The sequence below is a fragment of the Geobacillus sp. C56-T3 genome, from assembly GCF_000092445.1.
Taxonomy (GTDB): Bacteria; Bacillota; Bacilli; order Bacillales; family Anoxybacillaceae; genus Geobacillus; species Geobacillus thermoleovorans.
This window is the reverse complement of the sequence record NC_014206.1, coordinates 2,168,576-2,187,396: the sequence shown is the minus strand read 5'-3', so window position 1 is coordinate 2,187,396 and position 18,821 is coordinate 2,168,576. Positions and strand designations below refer to the sequence as shown.

Below are 18,821 nucleotides of genomic sequence, written 5' to 3'. Positions count from 1 at the left end.
AGAGGAGCATGATTGCGGAACTTCACATAGCAGACGACGAAACGGCCGTTAAGGTGCTGCACCTACAGCGGCGCGCGTATACGATCGAGGCGCAGATCATCGGCAGCAAGGCGCTCCCGCCGCTTCACGATACGATCGCTTCTCTGCAACGATGCGGCGAGCGCTTTTTCGGCTATTTTCAAGGGGAACGACTCGTTGGGGCGATCGCTTGCAAGCGGAATGGGAAGACGCTTCGCCTTTGCCGGCTGATGGTCGATCCGGATTGTTTCCGCCAAGGGATCGCCAGCGCGTTGCTCGACTTTGTCATCAAGCAAGAACCGTCGATAAGCGAGATCGTCGTGACGACCGGAAGCGGCAACGCGCCGGCCATTCGCTTTTACGAACGCCATGGGTTTCGTGCCATCGAGCGCATCGAAACGCCGGAAAGAATCGAGTTAACGAAACTCGTGAAACGAAGCGGATGACACGCGGGTACGAGTTTCCGGTTGTGTATGATGCCGATTTTGGCCATACAGATCCAATGGCAGTGTTGCCAAAAGGCATTCAAGCAGAGATGAAAACGGACAAAAGCGGATCTGTTGCGTTTCGCTTGCCTGAGCGGGCGGTTGAATGAGAGGTAGATTAATAGAGAGGAGACATGAGGGAAGACATGGCGACAACCTTGTATTTGACCAGACATGGGGAAACGAAGTGGAACGTCGAAAGGCGGATGCAAGGCTGGCAAGACTCGCCGCTCACGGAAAAAGGGCGGCAAGACGCCATGCGGCTTGGAAAGCGGCTTGAAGCGGTGGAATTGGCCGCGATTTACACAAGCACAAGCGGCCGGGCGCTTGAGACGGCGGAGATTGTCCGCGGCGGGCGGCTCATTCCGATCTATCAAGACGAGCGGCTGCGCGAGATTTATCTTGGCGATTGGGAAGGAAAGACGCATGACGAGATTCGGCAAATGGATCCGATCGCGTTCGACCATTTTTGGAACGCGCCCCATCTGTACGCTCCAAAGCGTGGCGAGCGGTTTTGTGACGTGCAGCAGCGGGCGCTTGAAGCGGTGCGGCGCATCATCGAGCGGCACGAGGGAGAAACGGTGTTAATCGTCACTCACGGCGTCGTGCTGAAAACGCTTGTGGCGGCGTTCAAGGGCGCGCCGCTTGACCACCTGTGGTCGCCGCCGTATATGTACGGCACGAGTGTGACGATCGTGGAGGCAGATGGGGATGGTTTTCGCGTTGTCGTCGAAGGGGACGCATCCCATGTGGAGGAAGTAAAAGAAGTATAGATGGCGGCTTCATTTAGACAAAAAACAGCCCCGTTTCCCTTGATCGGGAAGCGGGGCTGCGCCGTTTATACGAGCCCGAGCCATCTCGCCAGCTGTGCGGTCGTAAAGGTGACCGCAATGGCAATCGCTGTCGGCAAGGCAAAGGCGACGAACGTCCATTTCGCGCTTTTCGTTTCTTTGTAAATGTTGACGAGCGTCGTGCCGCATGGGTAGTGAAGCAGGGAAAACAGCATCATATTGAGGGCGGTGAGCCACGTCCAGCCGTGGTCGAGCAAAATTTGTTTTAGAGAATACAGGCCATCGACTTCAGTGAGCGCCCCCGCGGATAAATAGCCCATCAGCAAAATCGGCACGACAATTTCATTGGCTGGCAAGCCTAAAATGAACGCCATCAAAATGTAGCCATCCAATCCCAATGCTTTGGCAAATGGGTCAAGCCAGTCGGCTAAATACGCCAGCACGGTCGTATCTCCCACGTGAACGTTGCCGAGCACCCATGTCAGAATGCCGGCCGGCGCCGCAACCGTTACCGCCCGTTTCAGCACATAGAGTGATTTGTCGAGGGTGGCCCGGATGATCGTCTCCATGATTTTCGGGCGTCGGTACGGCGGCAGCTCCAGAGTGTAATGGGTCGGAATGCCGCGCAAGGCCGTCTTGGATAAGACCCATGAAACGGTCAACGTGACGACGATGCCAAACAACACCATGGCGACGACCACACCCGCCGTAACGAACGTTTTCCATCCGCCTGTATAGCCGGCTGCCATAAATAAGGAGGAAAGCAGGATCAGCGTTGGCCAACGTCCATTGCAGGGGACGAAGTTGTTGGTCAAAATGGCCAGCATTCGTTCGCGCGGTGATTCGATAATGCGCGTCGACATGATGGCCGCCGCGTTGCAGCCGAAGCCCATGGCCATCGTCAGTGATTGTTTGCCATGCGCCCCCGCTTTTTTAAACAAGCGATCCATGTTAAAGGCGACACGCGGCAAGTAGCCATAATTTTCGAGCAAAGCGAATACGGGAAAGAAAATCGCCATCGGCGGCAGCATCACGCTGACGACCCAAGCCGTGCCGCGGTATAGGCCAAGTACAATGAGGCCGTGCAGCCAGTCGGGGGCGTGAATCGCTTGAAAGGCCATGGTGAGATACGTTTCGATCGTTCCGAACAAGCGGGCGAGCGAATCGGAAAATACGTTGGCGCCGGCGATCGTCATGTAAAGGACAGCGGCGAGAAGCGCCAGCATAATGGGAAATCCCCACCGCTTCGACGTGACGATCCGGTCAATTTGTTCCGTTCGATCGCATTTTGCGACCGCTGTATGCGTGACACATTCTTGAGAAAGCGCAGCTGACGTTTGGAAAATGGCAGAAACGATCTGTTCACGCGTGTCAGCCGGTGCTAATGACTTGGCTTCTTTCATTAGCTGGTCAAACTGATTTGACAGATCCGCAGCAGGCATACGCGTTCCCCTCCTTGATCAATGGTTGCGGCGGTTGTTTCAGCGCTTGAAGCAGCGATGTATCGCCGTCAAGGAGACGAAGAGCGATCCAGCGAGCAGGATACGTGTCTCCCATCACGTCTTTCACGAGTGGAAGAAGTTTGGCAATGCCTCGTTCGATTTCCGGGCTGTACCGGATGGAAAGCGGGTTGGTGTTGATGCGGCCATGCGCCATGGCATCCACTGTATCAAGCAGTGCATCGATTCCTTCCCGGTTGCGGGCCGAGATCGGCACGACCGGCACGCCGAGTTTGGCGGCTAATTTTTTTGTATTGATATGAATGCCTTTCTTTTTCGCTTCATCCATTAAATTGATAGCGATAATGACGCGGTCGGTCATTTCCAATACTTGAAGCGCTAGATTCAAGTTGCGTTCTAATGCCGTAGCGTCGACCACAACGACCGTGACGTCAGGACGTTGAAACAGGAGAAAATCGCGCGCCACCTCTTCATCGGCTGAATTGGAATAGAGCGAATACGTTCCCGGCAAGTCGACGATCCGGTACAATGTGCCGCGGTGGCGGCATTCTCCTTCCGCATGAGTGACCGTTTTCCCGGGCCAGTTGCCGGTATGTTGGCGCAGGCCCGTTAAGACGTTGAACAACGTGCTTTTGCCGGTGTTCGGATTTCCCATTAAGGCAATCGTATACGTCATATCAGTCATGGTGGATCTTCTCCCCGTAAATATAGTCACTTTCTTCTTTCCTTAATGCGATCGTCGTTCCACAAACGCGATAGGCGGTCGGGTCGCCAAGCGGGCTTCTTTGTCCAACCTTCACTTCCCCGCCGGGTACAAATCCCAAATCAAGCAACCGCCTTTTTAACATAGGATCAGGAACATCAACCTTTTCGATGCGAAATCGATCGCCCGGTTTCATATCGGAGAGGCGGCAACGTTTTCCTTGTGCCATAAAAGTTTCCCTCCGGTTAATATTTTTTATAAAAGACATTTTTTTTGCTTAGACCAACTTTTGAATTTATCATATTCCAGTTGCCTCGCTGTTGTCAACAAATTTGTTTCATCTTTTTCTGACAGAGTTGTCGAACCAACAACTATTCAAAACAGTAGGAAATCATGTTATCATATGAATAGTCTGAACAAATTATCGGCAGAAAGGCGGTGACGGCGTCCATTGACGCACGATGAAATGAAAGCGATTACGGAAGGGACGATTCTTTGGCAGCCGACGGAGGAACAAATCAAGAGCTCCAACCTTCATCGATATATGGATTGGTTGAGAGAACATAAAGGGCTCTCCTTCTCTTCATACCGCGAGCTGTGGACATGGTCGGTCGACGAGCTTGAGTCATTTTGGGAAACGGTTTGGGAATATTGTGGTGTTCAGGCGGCAACGCCGTATGAGTGTGTGCTGCGGGAGCGGAAGATGCCAGGGGCGGAGTGGTTTCCAGGCGCTGCGCTCAACTATGCGAAACATATTTTCCGGCATGCGCGCGCCGACCGCCCGGCCATCATTTTCCGCTCGGAACGCGTGCCGTACCGGGAAGTGTCATGGCAGGAGCTCGGCGAAAAAACGGCGGCGATCGCCAAAGCATTGCGAGCGATGGGAGTGAAGCGCGGCGACCGCGTCGTCGCTTATATGCCGAATATCCCCGAGACGGTGATGGCGTTTTTGGCGTGCGCCTCGATCGGCGCCATTTGGTCAAGCTGCTCGCCGGATTTTGGCGCTGGCAGCGTCATTGACCGGTTCGCGCAAATCGAGCCGACTGTCTTGTTTGCCGTCGACGGCTGCCAATACAACGGCAAAGAATTTGACAAAATGCCGGTCGTATCCGAATTGCGCGCCAAATTGCCGTCATTGAAAAAGACGGTGCTGCTTCCGTATTGGCGCGGGCAGATGGAAGCACCGGATGAGGGCGTCGTGCTGTGGGATGATGTCGTGGCGGACAAGGCGGAGCTCGTCTATGAAGACGTTCCGTTTGACCATCCGCTTTGGATTTTGTATTCTTCGGGAACGACCGGTTTGCCGAAGCCGATCGTCCAGGGGCATGGCGGCATTTTGCTTGAACATTTGAAAGCATTGACGATTTCCGAAAACTTGACGAAAGACAGCACGTTTTTCTGGTTTACGACGACTGGATGGATGATGTGGAACTTTTTGATCGGCGGACTGCTGGCCGGGTCGACCATCGTGCTCTATGACGGCAGCCCGACGTATCCAGATGGCAACGTCTTATGGGATTTGGCCGAAAAGGCGGGCATCACCCATTTTGGCACAAGCGCGGCGTTTATCAACATCTGCATGAAGCTCGGCCTGAAGCCAAAAGAGCAATATGACTTGTCAAAGCTCGAGGCCGTGCTCTCGACCGGTTCGCCGCTGACGGTCGAAGGGTTCGCATGGGTGTATGAAAACGTCAAGGACGATATTTGTCTAGCGTCATGCAGCGGGGGAACGGATGTGTGCACCGCGTTTGTCGTCGGCTCCCCCATTTTGCCGGTGCGCGCCGGCGTCCTCTCGTGCCGCGCGTTGGGCGCGGATGTGCAGGCATTTGACGAAAACGGTCGGCCGCTTGTCAATGAAGTCGGCGAACTTGTCATCACAAAACCAATGCCGTCGATGCCGCTCTTTTTCTGGAACGATCCAGACGGCGAACGGTATCGGAACAGCTATTTTGACACGTACCCGGGCATCTGGAAGCACGGCGACTGGATCAAAATTGACGAACAAGGGGGATGCGTCATTTACGGACGCTCCGACTCGACGATCAACCGCGCCGGCGTCCGCATGGGCACGAGCGAAATTTACCGTGCGGTCGAAGCGGTCGACGGGGTGTTCGAAAGCCTCATTGTCGATTTGGAAATGATGGGCAAGCAATCGTTTATGCCGCTGTTTGTCGTCCTCAAGCCGGGCGCAGCGCTCGATGACGAGCTGAAAGAACGCATCCGCCAATCGATTCGGCAACACGTCTCGCCGCGCTTTGTTCCAGATGAAATTTACGAGGTGAAGCAAATTCCGAAAACGCTAAACGGAAAGAAAATGGAGATTCCGATCCGGAAACTGCTCTTAGGCTTCCCGCTCGAAAAGGCAGTCAACCCGGGCTCAATGGCCAATCCAGAGGCGCTCGACTTTTTCCTCGAGCTGGCGAAGACGCTGGCGGCGAAGACGCAGATAAGCTGAAGTCCTTTTCTTGAAACGTGCGAAAGGTTGTTATTAAGTGACGACGCTTAATAACAACCTTTCTATGTCTAAGACACTCCTTGGCTCATAAGAGAAGCCATTGATGTTGCCGGAAGACTTTCTTGAGAGGACGCAAAAATGTAATGCATCAATATTTCTAGGAGGAGGCAAGCACCATGGACGAAAACAAGCGGCAAAAACTGATGAAAAAAATTGAAAATCATTTGCGGACAACAGCGCGGAAACTGGTGAAGTTTAATACGGAAGGGGAAGCGCTGCAATACTTGGTGAACTCATTTCGTGAGGAACTAGAGTGCGACTTGATTGCGATTGTGCTAAAGGAAGGAGACCATGTTGTTCCGACGTTATATCAAGGAGATTTTCAGCGCGGAATCCCCCATCCCCCGATCGCAATGGCCAATTGTTTGCCGCGGCTGTTTGAAGGAAGCACAACATTTCAAGAGGTGGAAGAGGACAGCCCGTGTTTGCTGATCGAATTGTTGAGGAAAAACGGTATTAAAACGTGGTTCAGCGTTCCCATTAAGGATCAAGAAAGCGAATATGGCATTTGCATGATCGGATTTCGCCGTTATGTTTCTTTGCTGGCTGAGGCGAGGCAGTTGTTTGACGATTTTGGAGAAGATGTTGCCCTTGCTGTTACAGTCGCCAGGCAAAAAGAAACCCAACGGCGAAAAATGGTCGGCCTTCAGTGGCTGGCGCAGCATGTTTCATTGGATACGCCGCTTGAGCAGTTTGTCGAAAAAATCGTTGAACGGGCGGGCAAGGGGACGAATGCGGGCGGCGCCTGTATGTATTTATACAGAGAAGAGGACAACAGCTTCGTTGTTCATCCCCCTTTATACGGCAAAGTAGCGAGTCCGAAACAAGTGATGATGAAAAATAACTATCGGGTCAGCGATTATTTCCCCTTCTTGGAGAGACCAGGCGGAGATGAGTTAACGGTGCCGCTGGTCGTCAACTTCAAAACGATCGGCGTCTTGCACGTCGAACGGAAAAACGAAGGGACATTTACAAAAGAAGATGTCGAGATCTTGGACATGCTGGCGAACTACGTGGCCGTGATGCTGGAAAATGTCCGGCTGTACCAACAGGAGCGGGATCATACCAACCGCTTGCGTTTCCTGCTTCAATACCAACAAAAATTGATGAAAGAAACGATTCGACATGAAGATTTTCACGGTATTACAAAAACAGTAAGCCACATGTTTGATAAAGCGGTCATCGTGTTTGACCGTTTTATGAGGCCAATTGCACATGAACGAAGTGGGCTGAGCGGGCAACAGCTACAGCAAATTGCGAAGCAGGTATTCAATCAAGTGCTAGGGAAAAGCCGTATGGGCGGACATATTCAGCTCGAAGGATTATCAGATTTGTCGATTGTGGTTTGGCCGATTCATAATGGTGGAGATGCGGTTGGCTATTTAGCCATTGAGACATCGCCAAACGAAATGGACGATTTTTTTCTTCTTGGTGTTGAGTTGGCCCGCAATATTTTTTCGATTCAATTTATGAAACAAAAACTCGTGTTTGAGACAAAAGAACAGCTGAAAGACAGTTTTTTGCATAAGTTGCTGGCCGCAGAAATCGAAGATGAAGAGAGCATCATTCAGTACGCCAATGTATTTCAATGGAACATTTTCGAAGAGCATCGGCTTGCTGTGTTGCACTTGCAGATGGATGAATCGAACGGGACGGTTGATTTAGTCAAACAAAATGCGGAGAAGACGGTGCTCTGGAACCGGCTAAAAGTGCGAATTGCCGCCGAGGACTCCAGCTTGTTGTACGGAGCTGTTGAAGACCAATATATTTTGATCGCCCCAGCGGCAAGAGAAAGAAAGAAGCCGGAGAAATATTGGAGCGAATGGCACCAGCGGATAAGCCGATGGATCAACGAAGAGAAGACGTCGTACCGTGTCTTTTTAGGGATCGGTGGAAAGGCCTCGTCGATTGGAGATTATTATGTTTCCTACCGGCAGGCGATGCAGGCGCTGCAAGTGATGATCCGCAATTTTCCCGGAAAAAGCGTGGCGTTTTTTGATGAACTCGGGGCGTATACGGTATTGCACCATTTAAAAGAATTAGAGGCCGCGAAACTTTTTGTCGACAAATACCTTGGTCCGTTGCTCCGGCATTCCGTGGGGCGGAATGCCGACTGGCTGCAAACAGTTCGCGTTTTCCTTGATTGCAACGGCCATTTAACGGAAACTGCTGAAAGGCTGTACATTCACCGCAGCACCCTTCAATATCGTTTGGAAAAGATTGAAGAAATGCTCGGTTTTTCTTTGCAGGGTGCAGAGCAACGGTTCAACTTGATGATGGCGTTGAAATTATACGACTTATACGGTCTGCCTTCCGCCAAAATGTCGAAAAGATAAGCGTGTTTTCCTGCATCATGCAGGTATTTTTTTATTTTCACCTTTTTTATAATCAATAGCAAAGATAATATAGAAAATTCTAAAAAAACAGAGGAGGACTTGACAAATGACATCAACGATCGGAGTCGTAGGAGCAGGCACGATGGGAAGCGGCATTGCCAACTTGGCCGCTTTATCGGGATTTGATGTCATATTAGTAGACATCGACGAACGCATGCTACAAAAAGCACGTTCGCGGATGGAAGCATTTATGGATAAAAGCGTGGCGAAAGGGAAATTAACCGCCGAGCAAAAACATGAGGTGCTAGAACGGGTGAAAGGATCGACAAGCTTACAGGAAATGAGGCAGGCGGATGTCATTATTGAGGCTGTCATCGAAAACATGGAGGTGAAAAAAGAAGTTTTTTCTCAATTGGACAACATTGCACCAGAATACGCCATCCTAGCGACGAACACGTCATCAATGTCCATCACAGAAATCGCTTCTGCCACCAACCGTCCAAGCCAAGTTGTCGGCATGCATTTCTTCAATCCCCCGCAGCTGATGAAACTCGTCGAAGTCGTACGCGGATACAAAACGAGCGATGAAACGGTCGAACAGGCGAAAGAGCTTGCCCGAAAGCTGAACAAAGAACCGGTTGAGGTGAAGAAAGATTCCCCAGGATTCATCGTCAACCGCATTATGATTCCGCAGTTCATCGAAGCGATTCGCCTCGTCGAGGAGGGAGTGGCTTCGATGGAAGACATTGATAAAGCGGTGACGCTCGGCTTGAACTACCCGATGGGGCCGTTTACGCTGCAAGATTTTGCCGGGGTCGATATCGGCCTTCATGTCATGGATTATTTTTATCAAGAGTTTAAGGATGACCGATTTGCAGCGCCTTTATTGCTGAGACAGCTTGTCCGGGCAGGAAGGCTCGGCCGAAAAACGGGAGCCGGGTTTTACGATTACGATGATGTCCGATGAGGGTGGAGCGGCGATGCTCGCCATACGTCACCCTAGGTTGCCAAAAATTCTAGGAGGAGGAATGAACCGTGAACTATGAATTTTTGCAATGTGAAATCGAAAACCGAGTGGCGGTTGTATCCATTCACCGCCCTCCGCTCAATCCGTTGAATACAAAAGTATTTCAAGAGCTATCTGCTTTGATTGATGAGCTCGAAGCCCACCAACAAGTAGGGGCCGTGGTCATCACCGGAGCGGGGGAAAAAGCGTTTGTAGCCGGGGCCGATATTCGTGAAATGATGGACTTGGATTTGGCCGGCATGATGGAAATGAACAAAATTTCACGAATCGCGTTTTTAAAAATTGAAAACGCCTCCAAACCGGTAATCGCGGCGGTGAACGGACTGGCGCTTGGCGGGGGCTGCGAGTTGGCGCTCGCATGCGATTTGCGCATTTGCTCAGAGAACGCCAAGTTTGCCTTCCCAGAGGTCAACCTCGGCATCATCCCGGGCGGCGGCGGGACGCAGCGGCTGCCGCGCATCGTCGGTCAAGGAGTGGCGAAAGAATTGCTTTATTTCGGCGAAATGATCGATGCCAAGCGGGCGCTTGCCATCCATTTAGTGAACAAAGTCGTTCCGGCCGATCAATTGCTGCCAACCGCAAAAGAATGGGCCGAAAAATTGGCGCAAAAACCGACCATGGCCCTGCGCATGTTGAAAGAAGCGGTCAACACAGGAGCCAATGTGGATTTGCAGTCAGGGTTGATGGTGGAAACCGCCTGCTTTGGAAACGCCTTTGCGACCGAAGATCGAAAAGAAGGCATGCGGGCGTTTGCTGAAAAACGGAAGCCGGCGTTTAGTGGAAAATAGATATGGTCAGTAACGGAGAACAGGGTTATTAAGCAAGTTCTGACCCGGATAGATGTTTACTGCCTTTGGGGAACGAATCGGTCTTGACTAGCATCCCAAAGCGGTGGATGGCAAGAGCAAAAACGTAAATATATTTGAGGGAGGGAACCCATGTGAAACAAATTCATCCGGCTGATGTGATTGACAATAGCCCGGTCCGTTCATTCCATATTTGGCTTATGATTTGGCTGTTTCTCGTGATTACGCTTGATGGGTATGATGTCGTCATTTATGGAGCTTCGGTTCCTTTATTGATTCAAGAGTGGGGGATTTCAGATGTCACAGCTGGTGCCATCGGCAGCTATACAGTCATAGGAACAGCGATTGGAGCGGTATTGTTTGGCATGCTAGCCGATCGAATGGGACGCAAAAAAATTATCTTGTTGACTACATTTTTATTTGGCTTTTTTACCTTCCTTGCCGGTTTCGCTCCAAATCCAATTTTATTTACCATCTCTCGGGTTATTGCTGGGCTTGGTCTTGGCGGCGTTATGCCCAATGTCATTGCGCTAGCGACAGAAATGTTTCCAAAACGAGTTCGCACAGCCGTTGTTGCCTCGATTTTTTGCGGTTATTCAGTTGGTGCTATTGCCGCTGCGTTGACGAGCCGGGCGCTTTTGCCGACGGTTGGGTGGGAGTCCATCTATTGGATCGGGGGTGTTCCGGTATTATTCCTTCCGTTTTTAATGAAAGGTGTTCCCGAGTCGGTTGGTTTTCTTCTAGAAAAGGGAAGGGAAGGGGAAGCACGAAAAATTCTTGCTTTGATTGATCCTCATATTAGTCATGATGGTGTGGTTGAACTAGTCAAGCCTGAAAGAAAGACTCAAGTCTCTTTGCCTATCGTGAAATTATTCACGGAGAATCGGGCGTTTAGCACCGTGATGTTTTGGTTATCTTGCTTCAGCGCATTTGTTCTCATTTACTCAATGAACACATGGCTTCCCCGGTTGATGATGAAAGCAGGGTATGATTTGAGTTCCAGCCTTGCATTCACCGCTGTAATGCAAATCGGGGCGATCGTGGGCACTATAGTTTTCGGTCCGTTAGTGAATAAATGGGGATTTAAGAGGGTGCTTGTTCCTTTGTTCTTCTGTGGAGCGGTCGCTTTATCGCTGATCGGTTTTATGAGCAGTACAATCGTTGCTTTTGCACTGATTGCCATTATTGGAGCTGCCTCAGTAGGTGTCCAAAACATTGCCAATGCATTTGTTTCTCAATATTATCCGGAAGCGATGCGGTCCACTGCTTTAGGGAGCACGATGGCGTTCGGCAGAATTGGTGGCATTGTTGCACCGACATTTGTTGGGGTTTTGCTGTCCCTTAACTTGCCGCCTCAATATAATTTTGCTGCTATCGCAAGCGCCGCGGTATTAGGGGGCCTTGCCGTGTTGCTCGTGCAAGAAAAGTATGCAATCTATCGCAACGAGCAAGCGAAGACAGAGAGTGGGCAAGTGACTGTTTCATGAACAAAACTGCTTTGTAGAGACGGAGAAGGCCAATTTCATAGAAAGAAGGGAACAACCATCCGATTTGAACATATATTTACTGCTCACATTAAGGTTGGAAAACCGATTGAAATAGGAGATGTCGGATATGGGCACCGAAGAGTGATCCCCATTCTCGGTGGAAGTTTTGAGGGACCTTTAATGCGGGGAAAGGTGTTGCCTGGAGGGGCGGACTATCAATTGATTCGGAGAGATGGGGTAGCAGAGCTGCTCGCCCATTATGTGATCGAGACGGATGATGGGGTGCCTATTTATGTTGTCAATAAAGGATACCGACACGGGTCGAAAGAAATCATCGATAAAATATTCCGCGGCGAAGATGTGCCGCGGGACTCTTATTATTTTAAAACGACCCCTATTTTTGAAGTGAAAAGCGGACGATATGATTTTTTGAATAAAATGGTGTTTGTTGGGGAAGGAATTCGAAAGCCAACGGAAGTGGAAATCACGTTTTATCAAGCCGGTTAACTTTTGAAAAACGGAGGGACGGGGAGAGATGGAAACCGTTCGTGTTTTGTCTGTTCCTCAACTATTGGAACGAGCTGCGGTGGACAATCCATCCAAAGAGGCCATCTATGACCTGCGGCGCCGAATCACCTACGGTGATTTGCACAAGGAAGTCCACCAGTTGGCATCAGCTCTAGTCTCGCTCGGCATCAAGCAAGGGGATCGGGTGGGCGTTTGTTTGCCGAACTGGTTGGAAACGGTCCAACTATTTTTTGCCATCTCCCAAATTGGAGCGATTGTTGTTCCTTTTAATCCGAAATATCGACAGCACGAAGTTGAACATATTATAAAAAATTCTGGAATGAAAGCTGTTTTTGTATGTGAGGAAATCGAAAAGCATATCGGATTGAGTTTCATTGGAACCAGTGTTGATCAAATTATTACGGTTCGGTTTGTCAAATCAGGCTTCCTTTCTTTGGAACAGCTTATGGCCTATGCAACTGATCAATCGTTTCCCATGGTGACGATTGATCCGCAACATGACCTGTTTTGTCTTTTATACACGTCTGGTACGACTGGAGCGCCAAAAGGAGTGATGATTACTCATCGCGGCATCGTCCAATCAGGTGTGGCGATTGCCGACAGCTTGAGGTGCAACCAAGATGATGTGTTTCTTATTTGTACGCCGATTTTCCATGTGTTCGGCATGGCGTGCAACTTGATGTCCGCTGTATACAGCCAGGCAAAAATGGTGCTGCAGGAAAGGTACAGCCCAAGAGAGGCGCTGCGGCTTATCGAAAAAGAAAAAGTAACGATTCATCATGCTGTGCCGGCAATGCTTCATATGGAGTTAAACGTATTGAATAGTGAGTCATTCGATTTGTCGTCATTGCGCGCAGGAATGACGGGAGCGGATGTTTGTCCGTTGGAGACGGTAAAAGCGATACGTGAGAAAATGGGAATGACGTTATGCATATCGTTCGGGACAACGGAGACTGGCTCTGTTACGATCACCCCGTTTGAGGCAGAAGAAGATCGAATATTTGAAACGGTCGGCAAAGCGTTGGAAGGAAATGAAGTGAAGATTGTCAATGAACGGAGAGAGACGCTTCCACCAGGGGAAATTGGGGAAATCGCCTGCCGAGGGTTTGGTGTCATGAAAGGATACTACAACATGCCGGAACAGACCGCCGAGGTGCTTGATGAGGACGGTTGGTATTATACTGGCGACCTTGGGATGATGGATGAATACGGATATATTCGATTTATCGGACGGAAAAAGGAGCTTATCATCCGTGGAGGGTACAACATTTATCCGAAAGAGATCGAAACGATTTTGCAGCAGCACCCAGTCGTTTTCGCCTCGGCAGTAGTCGGCTTGCCTGACCCAGTATTAGGCGAATCAGTTTGCGCTGTTATTCAACCCAAGGAAGGCGTTCATATAACCGAGGCAGACATCATCGAGTTTTTACGTCCATTGGTTGCGGACTATAAACTTCCAAACAAAGTTGTTTTTGTTGATCAATTCCCGACGACGGCGAGCGGAAAAATTCAGAAGGGGAAATTAAAAGAAATGTTAAAAGAATATTGAATATTTGGGAGGGAGAATATGTCTACGGATATTGTGTTGATTGAAGGAGCACGAACGCCATTTGCTAAATTTTGCGGTTCGTTTCGTGAAATCTCCGCGACCGATTTAGGAGCTATTGCGGCGCGGGAAGCGATGAAAAAAGCAGGAATCGAGCCAGAAGAAATCGACCATGTTGTATTTGGCAATGTCCAGCAGTCAAGCCGGGATGCTCACTTGCTTGCTCGCCACGTCGGCTTGAAGGCCGGGGTGCCCATCGACGTGCCGGCTGTGACGGTGAACCGGTTGTGCGGAACGGGACTCGAGACAATTATCATGGCGGCGCGCTTTATTTTAACCGGAGAATCGGAAGTGGTGTTGGCGGGAGGCACTGAAAACATGAGCCAAGTGCCGCACGTCATCCGAGGCATGCGCTGGGGAGCACCATTAGGCAGCCCAACGGTGGAGGACTGGGTGTGGGATGGTCTGTATGACACAGTTGGCGGCTGTAGCATGGCTATAACAGCAGAAAATTTAGCGAAAAAATATGACATTACGCGCGAAGAGGCTGACCAACATGCCCTCCGCAGCCATGAACGGGCGCTTACGGCAATGGCCAATGGGTATTTCCGCCAAGAAATTGTCTCCGTCACCGTGCAAGGAAAAAAAGGAGAAATGATCGTTGACACCGATGAGCATCCGCGGAAGACCAGTTTGGAGCAGTTAAGGGCGCTTCAACCGCGCTTTCTCGAAAACGGAGTCGTGACACCAGGCAATGCCAGTGGGATGAACGACGGTGCGGCCGCGGTTATTGTCGCCTCGGGGGACTATGCTGCCAAGCGCGGATTGAAACCGCTCGCCCGTCTCGTTTCGTGGGGCATCGTCGGAGTTGAACCGCAGTATATGGGGATTGGCCCTGTTCCAGCGATTCGCCAGGCACTCGACAAAGCGAATTTATCAATTGATGACCTCGACTTGATTGAAATCAACGAAGCATTTTCAGCCCAATATTTGGCTTGCCAGAAGGAACTGGGATTTGATGATGACAAAGGCAACGTCAACGGTGGGGCGGTCGCGCTTGGCCATCCATTGGCAGCTTCAGGAACGCGCATCACGTTGACACTCGTTTATGAGTTGAAAAGAAGAGGAAAGAAATACGGTGTTTCTTCACTATGCATCGGCGGCGGCCAAGGCATTGCGGCGATCTGGGAAAGACTGTAATGGGTTAAGAGATAAACACAAAAAGAACTGGACAGTGCTTTTACAAGGGAAGTCGAGGAGCAAATGATCGCAACGGCGGTTTTTCCATATGCAACAGGAAAAACCGCCGTATTTTATTGTTGCATTAATTTCGGGGACGAGAAACAGCTTCCTAATTAGGAAGGGGAATAGGAAAGATGCCCGAGTCGTTTCGATATATGTTGGGCTGTGCTGACTGTTTGGCGGATCAGCTCAGGCAGTGTTTCCACCATTTTAAATGTGGCGCCGGCCAGCCCGATGGCGCCGATGATGCCAGTTCGATCAAAAACGGGCGCGGCGACCGCCGTAAAACCGATAAATGTTTCGTCTTTATCGACAAAAAATCCGTCTTTGCGAATGAGACGCAAACGTTCAAGAAATTGATGCTTGTCCACGATCGTGTTCGGCGTATGGGCCTCCAATGGATATTTTTCGAGAATCGCCTTTGCCTCTTCATCGGGCAAGTATGCCATGATGGTTGTTCCAAGCGCCCCGTAATGCAGGACGCGCCGGCGCCCGATATATGAGCGTGGCTGAAAGCCTTCGTCGCTGTCAAGGCGGATGACGTATTGCAAGCTGTCTTGTTGGCGCACAGCAAATAAGACTGTATAGCCTGTTTGGGACTGCAAGTCATGCAAAAACGGTTCCGCCTCGCGTCGCATGTCTAGGTTTTCGAGAACGATTCCACCGTATTCGAGCATTTTATAACCGAGGCGGTATACGTTTTCCTTTTGATCGTAATGGATCAGTCCTTGCGTTTCGAGCGTCCATAACAGGCGGTAAACAGTGGCTTTCGCTAGTTTTGTTTTCGTAACAATCTCTTCAATAGAGAGGTCAGGGCGTTCAAAACTAAAACAGTTCAAGATTTGAACCGCGCGTTCCACTGAACGAATCGTCTCCACATTTACCTTTCTCATGATTGTGCTCCTCTGTAGCGATTTCGTTTTCAACACTCATTGTAACATAAAGAGATAGCCGATGCCCAGGTTAGAGAGAAGATGAAGTGTTATTTATTTTTATATTTTAAATAGTTTGACAAATATCTGGTTTTGTTGTATTATTTAAATTGCAAAAATGAATTATTAATTCACTATACGAATTGAGGGGAGAGAGGATAATGGAGGACACAAAAATGAAAGCGTTTGACCGTCTTAATGAAGAATTGGAGAAAGTGTATTTAGGGCCGTTGTGGGAGAAGCTTGGCAAAATGGTGACGCCTGAGCCTGATCACGAGGTTATGCCGTATTTGTGGAAGTGGGAGACGATCCGTAAGTATTTGCTCGAGGCTGGAGAGTTGCTTCGCTTAGGGAGAGAGAGCGAGCGTCGAGTCATTTATTTGCAAAATCCATCGCTATTGAAACAAGGTCTAATTGGTTACTCGACCAACACACTGTACGTCGGAGTGCAGCTGTTGTTGCCAGGCGAAGTGGCGCCTGCGCATCGCCATAGTCAATCGGCGATCCGATTCATTATTGAAGGAGAAGGGGCCTATACGGCCGTCGATGGCGAACGAACATATATGGAGCGCGGAGATTTGATTTTGACACCGGCATGGACGTGGCACGATCACGGCCATGAAGGGACGGAACCGGTTATTTGGATGGATGGCCTCGATGTTGGGCTGGTAAGAAACTTTGCTGGTTCGTTCTTTGAGCCGTATTCTGAAGATGTATTTCCTGTTTCTGGTCCTCACAACGGTTCAACGTTTAAATATGCAACGGGGGCGTTACGTCCGGTTTCCGACCGGAAGCGAAAAGGCTATCCTTCTCCGTTGATCGCCTATAAATGGAAAACAACGAAACAAGTGCTTGAGAACTTGTCCAAGCTTGATCCTGATCCGTATGACGGCTATGCGGTTGATTACATTAACCCGTTGACTGGGGGATCAGCGGATTTGCGCATTGGAACGACGATGCAAAAATTAACCCCTGGCATGCACACAAAGGCGCACCGCCATGTTCACAGCGCCGTGTATCACGTTCTTGACGGTGAAGGATACACGATAATCAACGGAGTCAAATTTGAATGGGCGAAAGGCGATTTCTTCATTTTGCCGCCTTGGAGTTGGCACGAGCATGTCAATACAGGAGCGGGAGACGCCCATTTATTCTCCATTAATGATTTGCCGATCATGGAGCGCCTTGATTTGGAGAGAGAAGAAGCGTATGACAAAAACGGCGGCTATCAATCTATCATTGATGTATTCGAGCCTCTCTCTCGAGTTTAACATATATACCGTTTTTCCAAGGTGCGCCTGGCGATTTTAAATGATCCAGATGATTTGATTTGGCGTCTGTGTAAGCCAATCAAAAAGAGGGGGTTGTATAGGTGAAGGTCCAAATGCCGAATATGGTGCAGGACATTGTTGAGCATGCAGTGGCGCGTTATGGGGATAAGACCGCCATGATTGATGAGGAACATGCACTGTCTTTTGTGGAAGTGAACGAACGATCTTTGCAGCTGGCTGAGCGGTTGAGAGATTTGGGCGTGCAGAAAGGCGACGCCGTGGCAGTACAGCTACCGAACAGCTGGGAGTTTGTGGTGGTCCATTTAGCTTTGGCGCGCTTGGGAGCCGTCATGGTGCCTGTGAACTTAGTGTATCGGCAAAAAGAGCTGTCCTTTATGTTTTCGTTTGCCCATGTAAAAGCAGTCATTTCCATTGATCAATGGAAAGGATTCGATCATGCAGAAATGATGGAATCACTCCGTCAGATGATTCCGACGTTGCAACACATCATCATCGTTGGGGGAAGAAAGCAGCCCGATCATTATAGCTTCGATGCGATGCTGACAGGAAACGGACTTTCGGCGGATCACGGCGAGGTTTCCCCGGACGATCCAATGATGATGTTGTTTACATCGGGAACGGAGTCTGACCCGAAAGCCGTCATCCATACGTATGAGACATTTATTCCTGCCCATTTGCACAATGGGCAGGAATATGGATTGACGAGCGATGACGTCATGCTTTGTTTGACGCCGATGAGTCATATGTTTTCTTTGCCGATGATTTTAATGGGCCTTTATAGCGGAGCTACTCAAGTGATGTTATCGCAATTTTCGGTTGAGCGTGTTTTAGATGCTTTCAGCCAGCATGGAGTCACCTTTTGTGTAGCTGCACCTGCCCATTTGATTGATATATTAAAAGGAACGGATGAGACAAAGGTATATCCATCAAAACTACGTCTAGTCTTAACAGGGGGGACAAAAATTCCGGCTTGGATGGTCGAATCGTTCCGTCAGCGTTTCCGTTGCAGCATCGTTGCCCAATGGGGGATGACGGAAATTGGAGCGGGATCGTTTACGCGACCGAATGATGCGCCACATCTCGCTTCTGATACGGTCGGCCGGGCGTGCCCGACGGGGGAAATCGGCATTTTTGACGAGAACCACAGGCCATTGCCAAACGGGCAAGTAGGGGAGATTGGTTTTCGCGGTCGTTCGCTGTTTAAAGGATATTATAAAAATGAAGCCGCAACTCAGCAATTCATGACGAAAGAAGGTTTTTTCCTCACTGGAGACTTAGGATGGAAAGACGAAAAAGGATACGTTCATTATGTCAGTCGAAAAAAGGACATTATCAACCGTGGTGGACTGAAAGTGCACGCCGCAGAAATTGAAGAAGTTTTGCTTTCACATCCGCATATTCGTCAAGCGGCAGTGATCGCAGTTCCAGACGAACGGCTCGGAGAGCGCGGCTGTGCGATCGTGTCCTTGAAAGAAGGAACAACGTTTTCACTTGAGGACATGCAGCAATATTTGCTTAAGGCGGGAATGGCAAAATATAAATTACCGGAATATTTAAAAATCATCAGCGAATTGCCGACGACAGCATCGGGAAAAGTAAGCAAAGGAATGTTGCGGAAGCAATATGCCCAGATGGAAGTCAAGTAGAGAAAAG

The 18,821-nt window shown here is 49.7% G+C and carries 17 protein-coding genes; 13 read left to right on the top strand and 4 right to left on the bottom strand.

What is annotated here, in order from left to right; genetic code table 11:
- The first annotated feature begins 8 nt into the window (after positions 1 to 8).
- The 3 genes from GC56T3_RS10890 to GC56T3_RS10880 are packed head-to-tail and all read left to right on the top strand — an operon-like array spanning position 9 to position 1,276.
- A complete protein-coding gene (locus GC56T3_RS10890) occupies positions 9 to 464 on the top strand; it encodes a GNAT family N-acetyltransferase (RefSeq protein WP_013145568.1) in 456 nt (151 codons plus the stop codon).
- Entirely contained in the window at positions 461 to 613 is a 153-nt protein-coding gene (locus GC56T3_RS10885) for a peptidase U61 (protein WP_013145567.1), read from the top strand. The genes GC56T3_RS10890 and GC56T3_RS10885 overlap by 4 nt, the downstream gene beginning before the upstream one ends.
- Before the next feature lie 36 nt (positions 614 to 649).
- Positions 650 to 1,276 (top strand): histidine phosphatase family protein, encoded by a 627-nt coding sequence (locus GC56T3_RS10880; RefSeq protein ID WP_013145566.1) that lies wholly within the window; start codon positions 650 to 652, stop codon positions 1,274 to 1,276.
- A 65-nt stretch (positions 1,277 to 1,341) separates the two neighbouring features.
- Here the strand turns inward: GC56T3_RS10880 and GC56T3_RS10875 are convergent, their stop codons facing one another.
- The 3 genes from GC56T3_RS10875 to GC56T3_RS10865 are packed head-to-tail and all read right to left on the bottom strand — an operon-like array spanning position 1,342 to position 3,686.
- Positions 1,342 to 2,736 (bottom strand): nucleoside recognition domain-containing protein, encoded by a 1,395-nt coding sequence (locus GC56T3_RS10875; RefSeq protein WP_013145565.1) that lies wholly within the window; start codon positions 2,734 to 2,736, stop codon positions 1,342 to 1,344.
- Positions 2,705 to 3,439, bottom strand: a complete 735-nt coding sequence (locus GC56T3_RS10870) for a FeoB small GTPase domain-containing protein (RefSeq protein WP_013145564.1) — start codon at positions 3,437 to 3,439, stop codon at positions 2,705 to 2,707. Before GC56T3_RS10870 ends, GC56T3_RS10875 begins: the two co-directional genes overlap by 32 nt.
- Entirely contained in the window at positions 3,432 to 3,686 is a 255-nt protein-coding gene (locus tag GC56T3_RS10865) for a FeoA family protein (protein WP_013145563.1), read from the bottom strand. Before GC56T3_RS10865 ends, GC56T3_RS10870 begins: the two co-directional genes overlap by 8 nt.
- 237 nt (positions 3,687 to 3,923) lie before the next feature.
- Here GC56T3_RS10865 and GC56T3_RS10860 point away from each other — a divergent pair, with 237 nt between their 5' ends.
- The 8 genes from GC56T3_RS10860 to GC56T3_RS10825 all read left to right on the top strand — a co-directional run bounded on the left by GC56T3_RS10860 (position 3,924) and on the right by GC56T3_RS10825 (position 14,902).
- Positions 3,924 to 5,912, top strand: a complete 1,989-nt coding sequence (locus GC56T3_RS10860; protein ID WP_041468781.1) for an acetoacetate--CoA ligase — start codon at positions 3,924 to 3,926, stop codon at positions 5,910 to 5,912.
- A 176-nt stretch (positions 5,913 to 6,088) separates the two neighbouring features.
- Positions 6,089 to 8,308 carry a helix-turn-helix domain-containing protein gene (locus tag GC56T3_RS10855; RefSeq protein WP_013145561.1) on the top strand — a complete coding sequence of 740 codons (2,220 nt, stop codon included), beginning with the start codon at positions 6,089 to 6,091 and terminating at the stop codon, positions 8,306 to 8,308.
- Between the two features lie 106 nt (positions 8,309 to 8,414).
- Complete coding sequence (locus GC56T3_RS10850) at positions 8,415 to 9,275, top strand: 3-hydroxyacyl-CoA dehydrogenase family protein (protein WP_013145560.1); 861 nt, start codon at positions 8,415 to 8,417, stop codon at positions 9,273 to 9,275.
- Positions 9,276 to 9,343: 68 nt separating this feature from the next.
- The gene (locus GC56T3_RS10845) at positions 9,344 to 10,123 is read left to right on the top strand and encodes an enoyl-CoA hydratase/isomerase family protein (protein ID WP_013145559.1); all 780 of its coding nucleotides are present in this window, start codon (positions 9,344 to 9,346) and stop codon (positions 10,121 to 10,123) included.
- 152 nt (positions 10,124 to 10,275) lie between these two features.
- Positions 10,276 to 11,628: an aromatic acid/H+ symport family MFS transporter gene (locus GC56T3_RS10840; protein WP_013145558.1), complete on the top strand. Its 1,353-nt coding sequence runs from the start codon at positions 10,276 to 10,278 to the stop codon at positions 11,626 to 11,628.
- A gap of 6 nt (positions 11,629 to 11,634) precedes the next feature.
- Entirely contained in the window at positions 11,635 to 12,135 is a 501-nt protein-coding gene (locus tag GC56T3_RS10835; RefSeq protein WP_013145557.1) for a DUF3237 domain-containing protein, read from the top strand.
- Between the two features lie 28 nt (positions 12,136 to 12,163).
- Positions 12,164 to 13,705 carry a class I adenylate-forming enzyme family protein gene (locus tag GC56T3_RS10830; RefSeq protein WP_013145556.1) on the top strand — a complete coding sequence of 514 codons (1,542 nt, stop codon included), beginning with the start codon at positions 12,164 to 12,166 and terminating at the stop codon, positions 13,703 to 13,705.
- 18 nt (positions 13,706 to 13,723) lie between these two features.
- Positions 13,724 to 14,902, top strand: coding sequence for an acetyl-CoA C-acetyltransferase (locus GC56T3_RS10825; RefSeq protein ID WP_013145555.1), 1,179 nt, complete (start codon positions 13,724 to 13,726; stop codon positions 14,900 to 14,902).
- A 155-nt stretch (positions 14,903 to 15,057) separates the two neighbouring features.
- Here GC56T3_RS10825 and GC56T3_RS10820 read toward each other — a convergent pair whose 3' ends face one another.
- Positions 15,058 to 15,837, bottom strand: a complete 780-nt coding sequence (locus tag GC56T3_RS10820) for an IclR family transcriptional regulator (protein ID WP_013145554.1) — start codon at positions 15,835 to 15,837, stop codon at positions 15,058 to 15,060.
- 215 nt (positions 15,838 to 16,052) lie between these two features.
- Between GC56T3_RS10820 and GC56T3_RS10815 the strand changes: the two genes are divergently transcribed.
- Positions 16,053 to 17,147, top strand: a complete 1,095-nt coding sequence (locus GC56T3_RS10815; RefSeq protein ID WP_013145553.1) for a cupin domain-containing protein — start codon at positions 16,053 to 16,055, stop codon at positions 17,145 to 17,147.
- Between the two features lie 113 nt (positions 17,148 to 17,260).
- Entirely contained in the window at positions 17,261 to 18,814 is a 1,554-nt protein-coding gene (locus GC56T3_RS10810; protein ID WP_041468779.1) for an AMP-binding protein, read from the top strand.
- Positions 18,815 to 18,821 lie beyond the last annotated feature (7 nt).